This is a genomic window from Ilumatobacter sp. (genome assembly GCF_030065885.1).
Classification (GTDB): Bacteria; Actinomycetota; Acidimicrobiia; order Acidimicrobiales; family Ilumatobacteraceae; genus Ilumatobacter.
Genome location: NZ_JASJCS010000063.1, coordinates 19,347 through 35,135, shown reverse-complemented (window position 1 = coordinate 35,135; position 15,789 = coordinate 19,347). Strand labels below are relative to the sequence as shown.

The 15,789-nt window shown below is 71.6% G+C and carries 18 protein-coding genes; 12 read left to right on the top strand and 6 right to left on the bottom strand.

Annotated elements, in window-relative coordinates:
* Positions 1-129: 129 nt before the first annotated feature.
* Genes QNJ12_RS14100 through QNJ12_RS14090 form a run of 3 tightly spaced genes read left to right on the top strand, consistent with a single transcriptional unit; the run spans position 130 to position 2,810 of the window.
* Positions 130-1,209 carry a class I SAM-dependent methyltransferase gene (locus QNJ12_RS14100; protein WP_300623402.1) on the top strand — a complete coding sequence of 360 codons (1,080 nt, stop codon included), beginning with the start codon at positions 130-132 and terminating at the stop codon, positions 1,207-1,209.
* Positions 1,210-1,246: 37 nt separating this feature from the next.
* On the top strand, positions 1,247-2,164 hold the full coding sequence (locus QNJ12_RS14095) for a COX15/CtaA family protein (RefSeq protein WP_300623401.1): 918 nt from the start codon (positions 1,247-1,249) through the stop codon (positions 2,162-2,164).
* A 28-nt stretch (positions 2,165-2,192) separates the two neighbouring features.
* Complete coding sequence (locus QNJ12_RS14090) at positions 2,193-2,810, top strand: J domain-containing protein (RefSeq protein ID WP_300623400.1); 618 nt, start codon at positions 2,193-2,195, stop codon at positions 2,808-2,810.
* Here the strand turns inward: QNJ12_RS14090 and QNJ12_RS14085 are convergent.
* Positions 2,758-3,726, bottom strand: a complete 969-nt coding sequence (locus tag QNJ12_RS14085; protein ID WP_300623399.1) for an L-threonylcarbamoyladenylate synthase — start codon at positions 3,724-3,726, stop codon at positions 2,758-2,760. The two genes, QNJ12_RS14090 and QNJ12_RS14085, sit on opposite strands and share 53 nt — an antisense overlap.
* Positions 3,710-4,423 (bottom strand): alpha/beta fold hydrolase, encoded by a 714-nt coding sequence (locus QNJ12_RS14080; RefSeq protein ID WP_300623398.1) that lies wholly within the window; start codon positions 4,421-4,423, stop codon positions 3,710-3,712. The genes QNJ12_RS14085 and QNJ12_RS14080 overlap by 17 nt, the downstream gene beginning before the upstream one ends.
* A gap of 76 nt (positions 4,424-4,499) precedes the next feature.
* Here QNJ12_RS14080 and QNJ12_RS14075 point away from each other — a divergent pair, with 76 nt between their 5' ends.
* From QNJ12_RS14075 to QNJ12_RS14065, 3 genes are read left to right on the top strand one after another with little or no spacing between them, the layout of a single operon-like run.
* Positions 4,500-5,936 (top strand): GuaB1 family IMP dehydrogenase-related protein, encoded by a 1,437-nt coding sequence (locus QNJ12_RS14075; RefSeq protein ID WP_300623397.1) that lies wholly within the window; start codon positions 4,500-4,502, stop codon positions 5,934-5,936.
* A complete protein-coding gene (cmk, locus tag QNJ12_RS14070) occupies positions 5,933-6,604 on the top strand; it encodes a (d)CMP kinase (RefSeq protein WP_300623395.1) in 672 nt (223 codons plus the stop codon). Before QNJ12_RS14075 ends, cmk begins: the two co-directional genes overlap by 4 nt.
* Complete coding sequence (locus tag QNJ12_RS14065; RefSeq protein ID WP_300623393.1) at positions 6,601-7,371, top strand: 1-acyl-sn-glycerol-3-phosphate acyltransferase; 771 nt, start codon at positions 6,601-6,603, stop codon at positions 7,369-7,371. The genes cmk and QNJ12_RS14065 overlap by 4 nt, the downstream gene beginning before the upstream one ends.
* Positions 7,372-7,384: 13 nt before the next feature.
* On the opposite strand, the gene QNJ12_RS14060 is transcribed toward QNJ12_RS14065, so the two are convergent.
* Positions 7,385-8,629 (bottom strand): M18 family aminopeptidase, encoded by a 1,245-nt coding sequence (locus tag QNJ12_RS14060; RefSeq protein WP_300623391.1) that lies wholly within the window; start codon positions 8,627-8,629, stop codon positions 7,385-7,387.
* A gap of 2 nt (positions 8,630-8,631) precedes the next feature.
* A complete protein-coding gene (locus QNJ12_RS14055) occupies positions 8,632-9,255 on the bottom strand; it encodes a histidine phosphatase family protein (RefSeq protein ID WP_300623389.1) in 624 nt (207 codons plus the stop codon).
* A 21-nt stretch (positions 9,256-9,276) separates the two neighbouring features.
* On the opposite strand from QNJ12_RS14055, the gene pyk reads away from it, so the two are divergent.
* The gene (gene pyk, locus QNJ12_RS14050; RefSeq protein ID WP_300623388.1) at positions 9,277-10,710 is read left to right on the top strand and encodes a pyruvate kinase; all 1,434 of its coding nucleotides are present in this window, start codon (positions 9,277-9,279) and stop codon (positions 10,708-10,710) included.
* A complete protein-coding gene (locus QNJ12_RS14045; protein ID WP_300623387.1) occupies positions 10,707-11,465 on the top strand; it encodes an alpha/beta hydrolase in 759 nt (252 codons plus the stop codon). The genes pyk and QNJ12_RS14045 overlap by 4 nt, the downstream gene beginning before the upstream one ends.
* Here the strand turns inward: QNJ12_RS14045 and QNJ12_RS14040 are convergent.
* On the bottom strand, positions 11,458-12,660 hold the full coding sequence (locus QNJ12_RS14040) for an MFS transporter (RefSeq protein WP_300623386.1): 1,203 nt from the start codon (positions 12,658-12,660) through the stop codon (positions 11,458-11,460). The genes QNJ12_RS14045 and QNJ12_RS14040 overlap by 8 nt on opposite strands.
* A complete protein-coding gene (locus QNJ12_RS14035; RefSeq protein WP_300623384.1) occupies positions 12,657-12,935 on the bottom strand; it encodes a hypothetical protein in 279 nt (92 codons plus the stop codon). Before QNJ12_RS14035 ends, QNJ12_RS14040 begins: the two co-directional genes overlap by 4 nt.
* A gap of 141 nt (positions 12,936-13,076) precedes the next feature.
* On the opposite strand from QNJ12_RS14035, the gene QNJ12_RS14030 reads away from it, so the two are divergent.
* The 4 genes from QNJ12_RS14030 (at position 13,077) to QNJ12_RS14015 (ending at position 15,699) form a co-directional block, all read left to right on the top strand.
* Entirely contained in the window at positions 13,077-13,529 is a 453-nt protein-coding gene (locus tag QNJ12_RS14030; RefSeq protein ID WP_300623383.1) for a DUF3151 family protein, read from the top strand.
* 55 nt (positions 13,530-13,584) lie between these two features.
* Positions 13,585-14,154: a molybdenum cofactor guanylyltransferase gene (locus QNJ12_RS14025; RefSeq protein WP_300623382.1), complete on the top strand. Its 570-nt coding sequence runs from the start codon at positions 13,585-13,587 to the stop codon at positions 14,152-14,154.
* Positions 14,155-14,224: 70 nt separating this feature from the next.
* Positions 14,225-14,542 carry a rhodanese-like domain-containing protein gene (locus QNJ12_RS14020; RefSeq protein WP_300623381.1) on the top strand — a complete coding sequence of 106 codons (318 nt, stop codon included), beginning with the start codon at positions 14,225-14,227 and terminating at the stop codon, positions 14,540-14,542.
* Positions 14,539-15,699 carry an HRDC domain-containing protein gene (locus QNJ12_RS14015; RefSeq protein WP_300623380.1) on the top strand — a complete coding sequence of 387 codons (1,161 nt, stop codon included), beginning with the start codon at positions 14,539-14,541 and terminating at the stop codon, positions 15,697-15,699. Before QNJ12_RS14020 ends, QNJ12_RS14015 begins: the two co-directional genes overlap by 4 nt.
* Positions 15,700-15,789 lie beyond the last annotated feature (90 nt).

Sequence of the window (15,789 nt, the reverse complement as noted above, 5' to 3'; positions counted from 1 at the left end):
GATCCGCGTCGGCCAGGGCTCGGTAGAGGCCGAGCCGGTCGCCGAGGTGGATCATCCCGGCCGTCATGGCCCCCTCGAGCTTGCCGAACACCTGGGCACCGACACGATCGGCTCGGTTACGTTCGGCCCATGAGCGACGGCCACGACCGACTCCGACTGTTCAGCGCCCAGGTGTTCGGCAAGCTCGAGGGGGCCATGACGGCCGGGATGATCCACCTCGGCGACCGGCTCGGCCTCTACCGAGCCCTGGCCGACGCGGATCAGCCGATGACCAGCGTCGAGCTCGCCGTCGCCACCGACCTCCACGAGCGGTGGGTGCGCGAGTGGCTCCACAACCAGGCCGCCGCACGGCTGCTCGACCACGACGTCGCCGACGGCGACGACCGCTTCTCGATGTCGCGTGAGGCGAAGGCGGTGCTGGCGACACCCGACCACCCGGCCTTCGGGATGGGCATGTTCCACCGCCTCCCCGCCACGATGCAGTCACTCGAGCGCATGCCCGAGAGCTTCGAGACGGGGCTCGGTCACGACTACGACAGCCACGGCGCGCAGGGGGCGGAGGGCATCGAGCGCAGCTTCGAGCCGTGGAACAACGCCAACCTGCTGCGCACCGTGCTGCCGGCGATGGACGGCGTCGTCGACCTGCTCCAGAACGGTGCCCGGCTCGCCGACGTCGGTTGCGGCGCCGGCAGCGCAGTGATGATGATGGCCGAGGCGTTCCCGAACAGCGAGTTCGTCGGCTACGACATCAGCCGGCACGCGCTCGACCGGGCCCGGGCCAAGCTGGCCTCGTCGCCGCTCCCGAACGCCAGGTTCATCGACCCGCGCGACGAACGGCTGCCGCGGGACGGCTCGTTCGACGTGATCACCACGTTCGACTGCATCCACGACATGTCACACCCGCAGGACACGATCGATGCGATCCGGCTCTCGCTCCACGACGACGGACACTGGCTGCTCGTCGACATCGACGCCGCCGACGACCTCGCCGGCAACATGGAGGCCAACCCGATGGCGTCGCTCCTGTACGGCGTCAGCGTGCTGAGCTGCATGTCGTCGGCGATGTCCGAGCCGGGCGGCGCCGGGTTGGGCACGCTGGGCCTCCCCGCCTCGAAGGCCGAGGAGATGGCGAGGGCCGCCGGCTTCACGAGGTTCGAACGCCTGCCGGTCGACCACGCAGTCAACGCCTTCTACGAGATCAGGCCCTGACACTCGGGCGGTCGTGCGGCGTAGGCTGACAGCTGCCATGTCGCCCGCTCGCTATCGCCAGGTCACGATCGGGGCCCTCGTCGCGCTGGCGGTCATCATCGTCACCGGCGCGGCCGTCCGGCTGACCAACAGCGGGCTCGGATGCGACGACTGGCCGAACTGCTCGAGCGAGCGGCTGATCGACGTCTCCTCCAAGCACGCCGCGATCGAGCAGATCAACCGGTTCTTCACCGGCGTCGTCGGCATCGCCGTCATCGCCGCCGTGCTCGGGTCGCTGGTCCGCCGCCCCCGGCGCCGGGACCTGACCGTGCTCTCGGCCTGGCTCGTCGTCGGCGTGATCGCCAACGCCGTGCTCGGCGGCATCTCGGTGCTGGTCGACCTCCACCCGATCGCCGTGCAGGGCCACCTGCTGCTCTCGATGGCGCTGATCGTCGCCGCCGCCACGCTGGTGCGGCGAGCCGGCGAGCCCGACGACGTACCCAGGGCACCGGCCGTCAGCGAACCGGCGAAGCGGTTGGTCCTGGCGTTGTTCGTGTTGACGTCGCTCGCCGTGTTCACCGGCACGCTCGTCACCGGGGCCGGTCCGCACGCCGGCGACGAGGAGGCCGAACGGCTCGACATCGCGATCCCGACCGTCGCCCGCCTGCACGGGGCGACCGTGATGATCACGATCGGTGTCGCGCTGCTGATCGCCTGGCGCATCCGGACGGCGGCGGACGACCGCGACGCGCTCGTCAACCCACTCTCGACGTGGATCTTCGTCGGGGTGCTCCAGGCGGCGCTCGGTTACGTGCAGTACTTCAACGGCGTGCCCGAGCTGCTCGTCGGCCTCCACGTCGCCGGTGCCACGGCGGTGATGTTGGTGACGACCCACGTGCTGCTCGCAACGACTCGACCGGTGGCCGATCACGCCCCCGCCCCGGCGGCCCCGCTGGCCACGGCCGCCGAACGATGACCGACGCGCGATGACGCGCCGCTGACCGATGCCGGCCCGTGACGCCCCGTTCGCCGTGCTCGGGCTGCGCCCCGACGCGACCGCCGACGAGATCCATGCCGCGCGCCGCCGGTTGGCGAAGCAGCAGCATCCGGATGTCGGCGGCTCGATCGAGGGGATGCAGCGCATCAATCGGGCGGCCGCGGAAGCGCTCGCGCTCATCGAATTGGCGGCTGACACCCCGCCCGAAGCCCCGCCGCCGGGCGAGCAGGCGCGCGATCGAGCGGCGGCCGCCGACCGCACGCAGCACGGCCGCCGCGAGTACAAGCACGCCCCCCGTCGCGTCCGCTCCGACCATCCGTCGTTCACGATCGAGGCCCTGCCCGCCGAGGCGTTCGAAGGGCTGTTGATCGTCGGGAACTGGCTCGGCGACGTCCTCGACGACGACCCTCCCTACCTGCTCGAGCTCGCCCTCGACGAGCCGGTGCGCGGTTGGTGCGGCGTCGAGGTGGTGCCCGATGCGGGCGCGAGCACGGTGAGCCTGCGGGTCGCGGGCCTGCCCGGCGGGCGACCGCCCGACATCGACGATGTGCGTGACGCCTGGATCGAGGGTCTCAACCGCCTCGACTGGGGTGATCAGGGCCCGGCTGCGCCGCCGCCTTCATGAGTCGGTCGCGCAGCGCGTGCCCGATCCCGGCCGCTGGCGGCAGCACGACGACGAGCGCGTCGAGACCCTCGCGGTCGGCCGCCCGCAGGTCGTTGTAGAGCTCGCGGGCGGCGACGACGAGATCACCGGTCCGATCGAGCACCTCGACACGTCGCCCACCGTGGCGGAGATCACCGGCGGCGATCTCGGCGGCACCCGCGTCCTGAGCCAGGATCACCGTCGCGGTCGGCGCGTAGTGCGACGCGAGCATGCCGCTGGCCCTGCTGGGGCCGGCCGCGCCGCTGACCGGTGTGTCGAGCAGCCGCTCGATGTCTGCCGCGTCGATCGCGCCCGAGCGGAGGACCTGGGGCGGGTCGACCGTCAGGTCGACGATCGTGCTCTCGACACCGACCGGGCAGGCGCCGCCGTCGAGGATCAGGTCGCGGCCCGGTTGGAGGCCAGGGAGGTCGGCGAGCACGTGCTCGGCCCGGGTCGGGCTGACCCGGCCGAAGCGGTTGGCCGACGGCGCCGCGAGCCCGCCGCCGACACGAGTCAGGAGCTCGTTGGTCATCGGGTGGCTGGGCACGCGGACCGCAACGGCCGGGCGACCGCCGGTGACGGCGTCGAGCACCCGAGGCCCGCGCTCGGCCAGGATCGTGAGGGGGCCCGGCCAGCACGCCTCGGCGAGCGCCGTGATCTCGTCGGTGACCCGGGCGACCCATCCGTGCAGCTGGTCGGCGTCCGCGACATGGACGATCAGCGGGTGATCGGTCGGCCGGCCCTTGACCTCGAAGATGCGGGCGACGGCGTCGGCGTTCTCGGCGTCGCCTGCGAGCCCGTAGACGGTCTCGGTCGGGATCGCCACCAACCCGCCGCGCCGGATGCGCTCGGCGGCGAGCTCGACGTCGGTCGAGATCAGGTCAGTCCGGGACGGCATCGAGGAACTGCAACGTGGCGTCGATGAAGTCGAACGACTCGGGGGTCGCGAAGTGATCGGTACGCCGCAGGACGGTGCAGCGTCCGTCGGGGAACGCATCGGCCAGCTCGTCGCCGGGGAACACGAAGTCCTGATCGCCGACCGCGACGAGGACCGGACACGTGACCCGGGCGATGTCTTCGGGCGCGAGGTCACCGCCCGAAGGTCGGCGCATGACCGCCTCGAGCGCGTCGACGTCGTTGCCGGGTTGCTGCGCGTACTGCACGAACAGCCGCACCTGCTGGGCCAGCGACGCCAGCTCCACGCCGTCACGGACCGCAGCGAGCCCGTCGGCGATCTGTTGGGCACCGCTCACGTCGCGGTCGAAGACGTTGCGGCCGATCCCGGCCAGCACGACGCGATGGAACCGATCGGGGTGGTCGACGGCGGTTCGCAGCAGCGTGAGCGCACCGAGCGAGAAGCCGACGGCGTCGACCGGCTCGTCGGGCAGGCCGTCGACGACGCGCTCGGTGAGATCGCGGTACGCCTCGGGGTCGTGCGGCTTCGGCGCGGTGCCGTGACCGAGGAGGTCGATGCCGATCACCGGGCGCCCGGCGTCGGCGAGCAGCGCCGTGAATCCCGACTGCTCCCACGTGGTCGCGAACGAGCCTCCCCACCCGTGCACGAGGAGGACCGGACGGCCGGATCGATCTGACACTCCGGTCAGCGTAGGCGCGGCGATCCTCCCGTTAACCTGAACCGGCCCGTTCCGGCCCGACCGAGCGAAGATCCCCATGCGACTGCTGCAACCGAACCCCTCCCACGAGCTCACCTACAGCGACGTGTTCCTCGTACCCGGCCTGTCGTCGGTGGGGTCGCGCTTCGACGTCGACCTGGCGACGCCCGACGGGATCGGCACCACGATCCCGCTCGTCGTCGCGAACATGACCGCGGTGGCCGGCCGGCGCATGGCCGAGGTCGTGGCACGCCGCGGCGGCATCGCGGTCCTCCCACAGGACATCCCGATCGACGTCGTCAACACCGTCGTCAGCTCGGTCAAGACCCGCCACCCGGTGTTCGAGACCCCGATCACGCTCTCGCCGACCAACACCGTCGGCGACGCGCTCGGCCTGATCCACAAGCGCGCCCACGGCGCGGTGATCGTGATCGACACCGACGGCCGCCCGGTCGGCGTCTTCACCGAGCACGACGCGATCGGGTTCGATCGCTTCACCCAGCTGCAGAACGTCATGAGCACCGAGCTCGACACGCTGCCCGAGGACATCACGCCCGAGGGAGCGTTCGACCGCCTGCACGGTGCCCGGCGGACGCTGGCGCCCGTGGTCGACGCCGACGGCCGCTTGCTCGGGCTGCTGACGAGCAAGGGTGCGCTGCGCTCGACGATCTACGAGCCGGCCGTCGACGACCGAGGCCGGCTGCTGGTGGCGGCGGCGGTCGGCATCAACGCCGATCCGGTCGGTCGGGCGCAGCAGCTCGATGCGATGGGCACCGACGTGCTCGTGGTCGACACGGCGCACGGCCACCAGACGAAGATGCTCGAGGCGGTGGCAGCGGTCCGCGAGGCCTGCCCGACGGCGTCGATCGTCGCCGGCAACGTCGTCACCACCGCCGGTACCCGGCAGCTCATCGAGGCGGGCGCCGACATCGTCAAGGTCGGCGTCGGCCCCGGAGCGATGTGCACGACGCGCATGATGACCGGCGTCGGGCGCCCGCAGTTCTCGGCGGTCGTCGAGTGCGCCGACGAGGCCAACCGCCTCGGCAAGCACATCTGGGCCGACGGCGGCATCCGGTTCCCGCGTGACGTCGCCCTGGCGCTGGCCGGTGGCGCCGCCAACGTCATGGTCGGATCCTGGCTGGCGGGGACCCACGAGGCCGCCGCCGACGCCCACCGCGACACCGACGGCCGGCTCTACAAGGAGAGCTTCGGCATGGCGTCGAGCCGCGCCGTCAAGCACCGCACGCGTGCCGAGGAGGAGCGCGAGCGGGCCCGCAAGGAGCTGTTCGAGGAGGGCATCAGCACGTCGCGGATGTACCTCGACCCCGAGTCGCCCGGCGTCGAGGACATCATCGACCAGATCGTCGCCGGCGTCCGGTCGGCGTGCACGTACGCGGGCGCGGAGAACATCGGGCAGTTCCACGACCGTGCCGTCGTCGGCGTGCAGAGCCGCGCCGGGTACGAAGAGGGCCGCCCGATGGGGACGTCGTGGTGACCGTCGAGCAGAGCGACGACACGCTGAGGGCACCCGAGACGATCGTGATCGCAATCGACGGCCCCGCCGGGGCCGGCAAGAGCACCGTCGGGCGGGCGCTGGCCGCTCGCCTCGAGCTCGAGTACCTCGACACCGGCGCGATGTACCGGGCGATGACCTTTGCGGCGCTGCGCCGCGGCGTGGTCGAGGGCGACTTCGACGAGGTCGCGGCGATGGCGCCGACGGTCGACATCGACATCGACCACGACCGGGTCGTCGTCGACGGCGTCGACGCCACGGTCGACATCCGCGGGAGGGAGGTCACCGAGGCGGTGTCGCAGATCGCCGCCAACCCCGGCGTCCGGGCAGTGCTGGTCGAGCGCCAGCGCGAGTGGGTCGGCCGCCACGGCGGGGGTGTGGTCGAAGGGCGCGACATCGGATCGGTCGTGTTCCCCGATGCGAACCTCAAGCTCTACATCACCGCCTCGCCCCGCGTGCGGGCCGAACGCCGGGTGCGCGAGATCGGCGGCAATGTCGACGAGGTCGAGGCGTCGATCATCGAGCGTGACCGCCGCGACTCGAGCCGCGACCACAGCCCGCTCACCGAGGCCGACGACGCCGTGGTGGTCGACACGACCGGGCTGTCGATCGACGGCGTGATCGAACACATCCTGAGGCTGCTGCCATGAGCGAGCCCACCGCTGCGTCCGAGTCCGGCGCCGATCCGGCGAAGCCGACCTTCTCGAGCTCGACGATGGACGAGAAGCCCGAGACGTTCCTCGCCGGCAACGGGCTCGGCAGTCGGGTGTTCTACCGCGTGGCCTGGTTGCTGGTCGTGCCGATCCTGCGGCTGTACACCCGCCTCACCGTCAACGGTCGCGAGCACCTGCCTCGCGACGGCGCGTTCGTGCTGGCGCCGGTGCACCGGTCGTATCTGGACACGCCGTTCGCCGGCTGCGTGCGCTGGAAGCGGATGCGGTTCATGGGCAAGGACACGATGTGGAAGAACCGCCAGTTCGGTTGGATCTTCTCGGCGCTCGGTTCGTTCCCGGTCACCCGCGGCACGGCGGATCGCGAGGCCCTGCGCCGCTCCATCGAGGTGCTGCAGGGCGGCGACCCGCTGGTGCTGTTCCCAGAGGGGGAACGCAAGGAGGGCCCGGTCGTGCAGCCGCTCTTCGACGGCGCCGTGTACATCGCGATCAAGGCCGGCGTGCCGATCGTGCCGGTCGGCATCGGGGGCTCCGAGCGGGTCATGCCGAAGGGGTCGAAGTTCGTGTACCCGCGCAAGGTCCACGTCGAGATCGGTCCGCCGATCCCGCCGCCGGTGGCGCCCGACGGCGGACGCCTGCCGCGCACCGCGTACCGGGAACACGCCGACGCGCTGCACGCCGAACTGCAGCGCCTGTTCGACCTGGCGATGACCCGCGTGCCATGGAGATACCCGATCGAGAGCTGACCGGCTGCGCGGTCTACTCCGCGAAGGCGGCGTGCAGGGCGGCGGCGAGCGCCGGCGGGTCGCTGACGCCGCACAGCTCGCGTGCCGAGTGCATCGAGAGCTGGGGCACGCCGACGTCGACCGTGTCGATGCCGAGGCGCGTCGCGGTGATCGGCCCGATCGTCGAACCGCACGGCATGTTGTTGCGCGAGACGAACACCTGGAACGGCACGCTCGCGGTCTCACACGCCCTGCGGAACCGCGCTGCGGTCGCCGACGACGTGGCGTATCGCTGATTGCTGTTGATCTTGATCGCCGGCCCGGCGTTGACGAGCGGCCGGTGCTCGGGGTCATGGCGCTCGACGTAGTTGGGATGCACGGCGTGTGCGTTGTCGGCCGAGATGCAGCTCGACGTGGCGAGCGCCCTGAGCAGGTCGTCGCGATCGCCGCCGCGTGCGGCGACGTGGCGCTCCAGCACTCGTTCGAGCAGCGCCCCGGCGGCGCCCGTCGTCGACGCCGAGCCGACCTCTTCGTGGTCGTTCAGCACGATCACGGCGACCGCGTCGGTCGGTTCTGCGGCGATCAGTGCCTCGACGGCCGCCCAGCAGGACACCTGGTTGTCGAGCCGCCCGCTGGCGAGCAGCGACTCGTCCCCGCCGAGCACGGCTGCCGGCTGCGTGTCGTAGAGGCACAGCTCCCAGAACGCCGGTCGATCGGTGCCGGCCTGCTCGGCGATCCAGCTCGCGAAGTCCTCACCGGAACCGGACCCCCACACGGGTCGGAGGTGCTGTTGCGGGTCGAGCTTGAGGCTGTCGTTGACGCCGCGGTCGAGGTGGACGGCGAGTTGCGGCACTCGGGCGATCGGCCTGCGCACGTCGACGAGGACGTGCTCGCCGTCGACCGACGTGAGACGCCCGGCGACGCCCAGGTCGCGGTCGAGCCACGAGTTGTTGAGGATGCCGCCGTAGACCTCGACGTTGAGCTGCCGCCAACCGACCGCATCGACGTCGGGGCGCGGCTTGACCCGCAGGCACGGCGAGTCGGTGTGGGCGCCGGCGAGGCGGAACGGCGCGTCGGACCGGGCGTCCGCCGGGGTGCGCCATGCGATGACGCTCCCGTCGCGCAGCACGAAGCCCGCCGCCGGTAGGTCACTCCAGTCGTCGCCGTCGGCGACTGCGGCGAAGCCGGCCGCCCCGAGCCGGTCGGCCGCCGTGCGGGCGGCATGGAACGGCGACGGCGAGCCGTCGAGGTAGGCGCAGAGGTCGTCGATCTCGTACATGGTCAGCCGTTCTGGAAGATCCCCATCGGGAGGCCGGTGTTGCGGAGGTGGGCGGTCTCGTTGATCGTCACGACCGATCGCACGCCCGATCGCGACGCGGCGACCCGGTTGATCGACGTGTAGTTCGGGTAGAAGAATCCGGTCCGTTCCTCGCCGATGCCGAGCACCGTGGCGAGGAACAGGTTGATCACCCCGCCGTGACAGACGACCGCGACGGTGTCGCCGGCGTGATCGGCGATGATCGCGTCCAGCGACGTCGTGACGCGCTGCTCGAAGTCCTCGACGGGGTCCTCACCCTCCCACAGGTTGTTGATCACCTCGTGGTAGCGCGGGTCGCCGGCCGCCTTCAGCTCCTCGATCGGCACGTACTCGGTCGACTGCCGGTCCCACTCGGCGACACCGTCGACGACGGTCGCCGTGCACCCCGTCGCCTCGGTCAGCGGCGACGCGGTTTCCACGGCACGGCGCAGCGGGCTGGTATAGATGGCGTCGATCCGCTCGGTGCTGAGGTAGTCGGCGAGTCGGCGTGCTTGCCGGTGGCCGGCTTCGGCGAGTGGGGGGTCGGCGGGGCCATCCGTCTGCTCTCGCCGCTCGGGCAGCGCATGGCGGATCAGGATCAGCTCCACGATCGACGAGGATAAGCACCCATGACGAGGCGTACGAAGATCGTGGCGACGATCGGACCGGCGAGCGACCAGCCGGAGATGCTCGAGCGCCTGATCCGCTCGGGGGTCGACGTGGTGCGCCTCAACCTGAGTCACGGACCGGTCGAGGAGCACCTCGAGCGTCTCGCTCGGGTACGTGCCGCGGCCAGCTCGGTCGGTCGCCCCGTCGGTGTGCTCGCGGATCTGCCCGGCCCCAAGGTCCGCGCCGGTCAGTTCCCCGAGGGAGGCGTCGACCTGCTGGCCGGGTCCACCGTGGAGTTCCGGTCGGGGGACGGGTCGTGCGACGCGTCGGTCATCTGGGTCGAGTACGAGACGCTGATCGACGACCTCGATGTCGGCGACGTCGTGGTCGTCGGCGACGGTGCGATCTCGATGCGGGTGACCGACGTCGACGACGGTCGCGCCGAGGCGGTGGTCGAGACCGGCGGTCACACCCAGGGGCGCCCCGGGGTCCATCTGCAGTCCGAGCGAATGCGCCTGACCACGCCGACCGAGGAGGATCTGGTGCTGGCGGCGCAGTTGGCCGAGGCCGGCGTCGAGTTCGTGGCCGTGTCCTTCGTCCGGACCGCCGCCGACCTGCACGAGGTACGGGCGGTGGTCGGCAACCGGGCCGAGTTGGTCGCGAAGATCGAGACGAGCGCTGCACTCGACAACCTCAGCGAGCTCCTCGTGGCGTCCGACGCGATCATGGTGGCGCGCGGCGACCTCGGCATCGACTGCCCGCTGGAAGACGTTCCCCACCTGCAGAAGTCCATCGTGCGGCGGTGCGTCGAGTACGGCATCCCGGTGATCATCGCGACGCAGATGCTCGAGTCGATGATCACCGCCCCGTCGCCGACGCGCGCCGAGGTGACCGACGTGGCGAACGCGGTGTTCGACGGGGCCGATGCACTCATGCTGAGCGGCGAGACCGCGATCGGTCACGATCCCACGCTCACCATCACCACGATGGCCAGGATCGCCGAGCGCGCCGAAGCCGAGGCGTCGTACCGCCAGTGGGCGGCGCGGCTCGGGCGGATCCAACGCGAGCACTGGGAGAGCGTCGACGATCAGGTCACGGCGGCCCTGACGCATGCCGCGTCACAGGCAGCCGACGACCTCGGTGCCGCCGCCATCCTGTGCTGCACGAACGCCGGGCGAACCGCCAGGGCGATGGCGCGGTTCCGGCCCTCGGCCGCCCTGCTCGCGCTCTCGCCGACGACGCGGACGGTCAACGCGCTCGCGCTGAGCTGGGGCGTCGACTCGATCGAGGTCTCGACCTACTCGTCGACCGACGAGATGGTCTGGTACGCCGTCGAGAAGGCCGTCCAGCAGGAACGCATCTCTCGCGGCGACACCGTGCTCGTGCTCGCCGGTTCGCCCGGGCGTGATGTCGACACGGCCGCCGACGTGATGCGCATCGTCGAGGTGCGATGACCGACGTCTGGTCGGCGACCGCCGGCGTCGAAGGCGCCGTCGGTGTCGTGCTGGTCCACGGGTCGCTCGACCGTTCGGCAGGCCTGCTGAAGCTCAGCCGCCGGCTCGATCATCGGTTTCGCGTGACCCGCTACGACCGTCGTGGCTACGGCCGCTCGCGCCCGCACGACGGCCCGTTCGACATGGACGCCCACGTCGACGACCTCTTCCGAGTGGTCGAGGCGTGCGCCGCCGACCGGGTGGTCGTGTTCGGCCACAGCTACGGCGGCAACGTCGCCTTGGCGCTCGTCGACCGCCATCCGGGCGTCGTCGACGGTGTGATCAGCTACGAGTCGCCGCACTCGTGGCAGCCGTGGTGGCCGACCGACTCGGCCGGCGGTGATGCCGTGTCGTGGGCGCACGACCCCGGCGAGGCCGCCGAGCGCTTCATGCGCCATCTGCTCGGCGACGAGCGGTGGGGACGGCTCTCGTCGGCCTCGAGGGCCGCACGGCGCGAGGAAGGCGTCGCGATGGTCGCGGAGCTGACCGATCTCCGCCGGCGTCCGCCGTGGCGGGCCGAGGCCGTCACGGTTCCCGTCCTGGCCCAGCGCGGCGAGCTCGCACGCGATCATCACCGCCTCGGCACCGAAGCGCTCGCCGAGGCGCTGCCCGACGCCGCGGTCGACGTCGTGCCGGGCGCCCGCCACTTCGGTCCGAACACGCACGCCGACGCCGTCGCACAGCGGGTGACCGAGTTCGTCGAGCGAGTCACCTGACGGCGGCGGCACTCGTGCCCAGGTCCGCGGGCCTGGGCACGACCACGGCGATCATCGCCACCGCCGCCGCACCCCCGGCCAGGGCGACCGGTCCGCCGATCCCGAACGCCTCGTACAGCTGTCCGCTGGCGATCACGGCTCCTGCACGGGCCACTGTGCCGACCGCGTTGCCGATGCCGATCGCCCGGCCGCGCGATCGCGGCGCGGCCTCGGTGACGAGCGCCAGCGACGACACGAACCCGTACTCGAACCCGGCGAGGAACACGAGCAGGCCGACGATCGCCGGCCCGCGACCTCCGCCGAGCCACCCCATCACGGCAAGCCCTGCAGCGAGCACGACGAGCCCGGCGATGACCGAGCGCCGGGTGCCGACGCGGTCGCCGACGAGTGCCACCGACGAGGATGACACGAGCTCGACGGCTCCGAACGCCGCGGCGACGACGCCCAGCCCGCCTGTCGAGAACCCGTGGTCGTCGTCGAGCCAAGCGCCCGAGACGACCACGATCGAGAGCCCGGCCGCCGCGGTCGCGGCCGCGGCGACGATCGGCGGCCAGGCGCTCGCCGGCAACGGAGGGGCCCGGCGGGTCGAGCCGCTCGCCGTGTCCGGTTCGTGCGGCGGCGCCCCCGAGACCAGCCGCGACACCGCGACGAAGCCGATCACCGACCCGATGGCCAGGGCGCCGTAGGCGCCCCGCCAGCCGAACCACCTGATCGACAGCGCGATGATCGGCGCGCCGACCAGCAGCGAGACCGCCCACGACGTCTCGAAGATGCCGATCGCCCTGCTGCGCGCGGCGAACGGGACCCGATGGCCGATCCAGGCGTGGCCGGCGACCACGAGGTTGGCGTGGCCGACGAGCATCACGGCGAACGACACCGCGAACGCGGTCACCGAGCCAGCGAGGGCGATGAGCGACGAGACGCCGACCGCTGCGGTGCCGATGAGGAAGATCCGGCGTTCGTGACCGCGGTCGAGCAGGCCGCCGGTCGCCATCGTCGACAGCCCGCCGAGTTCGGTCGCGCCGATGATGCCGGTCAGCGTGCCGGTGCTGGCCCCGAACGCCCGCTCGAGCGTCGGCAGGAACGGACCGACCCACCGCAGGGCGGTGTTCGAGACCGCCTTCGCCGCGTTGAGGACGGCGAGCTCGCTCGGCCGTCCGACGTGCGCGCCGCCCCGTCGGGCCAGCGCGGTCACTCGTCGTCGCGATTGAGTGAGATCTGGACGTCACGACCGAAGAACGAGCAGGTCGTGTCGCCGCGGATGCCGCCCTCGCGGACCTTGTCGGCGCATTCGTCCAGCGACGAACGCTGCGTCCACACGAGCAGGGCGAGCAGGCCGAGGATCACGACGAGCGCGACCTTCTGCATGATCTCCTTCATGATCCAGGCAGCTCCGAGCGCGGCGACGATCAACGCGAGGAGGACCACGACCGCGAGCGTCCTCGCCTGGCCGAGCGTGAGTGCGAGCATGCGACGACCCTAGGACATCGGCGATCCGGTCGGCTCGCATCGCCCGACCACGCCGGGCCGGCCGGGACGGGACGAACGGCAGGGTGGATAGGGCCCGGCGACCCCGGGCAATGGGCGGGCGAGGGTCGTATCGTTGACGGTATGACCGACCAAACGATTCAGATGTCGGACGGGATCCCCGTGACGGTGCTCCCGGACATCGACCCCGCCATGCGAACGGCGCTCGAGCACGCCAGGGCGGCCGATGATCCCCGTGCGGCAGTGGCCGAACTGGTGTCGCACAACCCGCGCTCCCTCGAGAGCTGGGCGGCGCTGGGTGACCTCACCCACGATGTCATCGGTCGGTACGCCGCGTACCGGGTGGGTTACCACCGAGGGCTCGATGCCCTTCGTGCGTGTGGTTGGCGTGGTTCGGGCTACGTGCGGTGGGCGCACGACGGCAACGTCGGCTTCCTGCACTGTCTCCTCGGCCTGCACCGTATGGCAGACGCGATCGGCGAGACCGACGAGGCCGAGCGCACCTGCCACTTCCTGCTCCAGCTCGACCCGAGCGGCGTGCCCGACGACGAGGTCGTCTCGATCCCGCCGGCGTGACGGCCGCTGCCGCGAGCGTCGCGGTCGACCGCGCCCTGAACCCGGGCCCCGCCCGATGACGAGTCACCCGGCCGGTGTGGTGCTGGCGGGAGGCGCCAGCGCCCGCATGGGGAGCGACAAGGCGACGCTGCCCGTCGATGGTCGACCGATGGCAGTGCGCGTCGCGGACGCGCTGTGGGAGGCCGGCTGCCAACCGGTGTTCTGCCAGGGCGGTGACGCTGCGGCGCTGGCCTCCTTCGGGCTGGAGGTCTCGCCCGACTCGATGCCGGGCGAAGGCCCGCTCCCGGCGATCCACGCGGCGATCGATCGCGTCCGCGGCGACATCGTCGTCGCCGCCTGCGACCTCGCCGATCTCGACGCTGCCACCGTCACTGCGCTGATCGACCGCGCCGGTGCCGGCGACGACGCCGCCGATGTCATCGTCGCAACGGCAGCCGGGCGACGCCATCTGCTGTCGTACTGGGCGGCCAGGGCCGCAGCGCCGCTCGCCGATCTGATCGCACGCGGCACCCGCAGCTACGGCGCCGCTCTCGACGAGCTGGCGGTGATCGAGGTCGACGTCGATGTCGCAGGCGTCCGCAACGTCAACACGCCCGGCGACCTGCTCGACGAGCGCGAGCGCTGACGCCGCGGGCCGGCTCGCAGGCGCCGCCGCCCCGGTTCCCTCAGGTGATCGCCGGTAGCCTGCTGCCGATATGACGATCCCTGAAGTCTCCGTCGACCAACTGGCCACGCACATCGACGCCGGTGGAACCGTGATCGACGTCAGGGAGCCCGCCGAGTTCGAGCAGGCGAGGGTCCCGAGCGCCCGGCTCGTCGCGCTGGCAACCGTGCCGGCCAACGTCGACGCGTTCCGCGGCAACGGCACGACGTACGTCATCTGCCGCTCGGGTGGCCGGAGCATGCAGGCCTGCGAGTTCGTCGCGGCGCAGGGTGCCGACGTGGTCAACGTGGCCGGCGGCACCCTGGCGTGGATCGCCTCGGGCCGCGACGTCGAGACCGGCCCGGCGTGAGCATCCGCCACCCGCATCGTTGGGTCGCTCACCAACACGAGCTCGAGGCGATCATCGACGAGTTGCTGGCTGTCGACCGCTACGCGATCGACACCGAGTTCCACCGCGAGCGGACCTACTTCCCGAGCTTGGCGCTGGTGCAACTCGCGTGGGGGGACGAGCTGGTGTTGGTCGATCCGCTGGCCGTCGACGTCCGCTCGCTCGGCCGGCTGTTCGACAGCGACGTCGAGGCCGTGTTCCATGCCGCCCAGCAGGACCTCGACGTGCTGACGCACACGGTGGGTTCGATCCCACGATGCTTCTTCGACACGCAGCTCGCGGGTGGGTTCGTCGGCTACGGCACACCGTCACTGGTGGCGTTGCTCAACGGTGAGCTCGGCGTCAGCCCGGCCAAGGGTGATCGCCTGACCGACTGGCTGCGCCGGCCGCTGACCGATGCGCAGCGCGACTACGCGGCGGCCGATGTGGCGTACCTGCTCGAGGTCCGGGATCTGCTCATCGCGCAGCTCGACGAGCTCGGTCGGCGCGACTGGGTCACGCAAGCGAGCGACGAGCTGCGCAGCCGGCCCGTGAGCGGCACGGCGCCCGAGGACGCCTGGACCCGGCTCAAGGACGTCAGGGGGCTCCGGCCCCGGCCCCGCGCTGTCGCCCAGGCCGTCGCAGCCTGGCGCGAGCGCACCGCGATGGAGCGCAACATCCCGGTCCGGCAGGTGTTGCCCGACCTCGCCGTGCTCGGCATCGCACAACGCCAGCCGTCCAACCCGAAGGAGCTGTCGCAGGCCCGCGGCGTCGACGAGCGATTCAGCCGCGGCAAGGTCGCGGCTCAGATCCTCGACGCGGTCGAGGAGGGCAAGCGGGCCGAACCACCACCAGCTCGTTCGGGTGGCGACGAGCTCGAACGCGATCTCCGGCCGGCGGTGACGCTGATCTCGGCCTGGGTCAGCCAGGTGGCCAAGAGCGAGAAGATCGACACCTCGATGCTGGCGACCCGCGCGGACCTGATCGCCTTCCTCGCGGGCGACCCCGAGGCGCGGTTGCGATTCGGGTGGCGGCGCGAGCTGCTGGGCGCCGACATCGACCGGCTGCTCCACGGTGCGGCGGCGCTGACGTTCGACCGGGGCGCCGGCCTGCGGCTCGTCGACGTCGCCGCCGACTGACGATCCGGGTTCGACGATGCAGGGTCGACGATCCGGCTTGTCGATCAGGCCTCGGCGATGTGGCGACGATCCGGTTTCGGCGCTGTGGGT

Coding starts and splice junctions, on each gene's coding strand:
- QNJ12_RS14100 (WP_300623402.1), top strand. CDS start 130: ATGAGCGACGGCCACGACCGACTCCGACTGTTCAGCGCCCAGGTGTTC.
- QNJ12_RS14095 (WP_300623401.1), top strand. CDS start 1,247: ATGTCGCCCGCTCGCTATCGCCAGGTCACGATCGGGGCCCTCGTCGCG.
- QNJ12_RS14090 (WP_300623400.1), top strand. CDS start 2,193: ATGCCGGCCCGTGACGCCCCGTTCGCCGTGCTCGGGCTGCGCCCCGAC.
- QNJ12_RS14085 (WP_300623399.1), bottom strand. CDS start 3,726: ATGCCGTCCCGGACTGACCTGATCTCGACCGACGTCGAGCTCGCCGCC.
- QNJ12_RS14075 (WP_300623397.1), top strand. CDS start 4,500: ATGCGACTGCTGCAACCGAACCCCTCCCACGAGCTCACCTACAGCGAC.
- QNJ12_RS14065 (WP_300623393.1), top strand. CDS start 6,601: ATGAGCGAGCCCACCGCTGCGTCCGAGTCCGGCGCCGATCCGGCGAAG.
- QNJ12_RS14060 (WP_300623391.1), bottom strand. CDS start 8,629: ATGTACGAGATCGACGACCTCTGCGCCTACCTCGACGGCTCGCCGTCG.
- pyk (WP_300623388.1), top strand. CDS start 9,277: ATGACGAGGCGTACGAAGATCGTGGCGACGATCGGACCGGCGAGCGAC.
- QNJ12_RS14045 (WP_300623387.1), top strand. CDS start 10,707: ATGACCGACGTCTGGTCGGCGACCGCCGGCGTCGAAGGCGCCGTCGGT.
- QNJ12_RS14035 (WP_300623384.1), bottom strand. CDS start 12,935: ATGCTCGCACTCACGCTCGGCCAGGCGAGGACGCTCGCGGTCGTGGTC.
- QNJ12_RS14030 (WP_300623383.1), top strand. CDS start 13,077: ATGACCGACCAAACGATTCAGATGTCGGACGGGATCCCCGTGACGGTG.
- QNJ12_RS14025 (WP_300623382.1), top strand. CDS start 13,585: ATGACGAGTCACCCGGCCGGTGTGGTGCTGGCGGGAGGCGCCAGCGCC.
- QNJ12_RS14020 (WP_300623381.1), top strand. CDS start 14,225: ATGACGATCCCTGAAGTCTCCGTCGACCAACTGGCCACGCACATCGAC.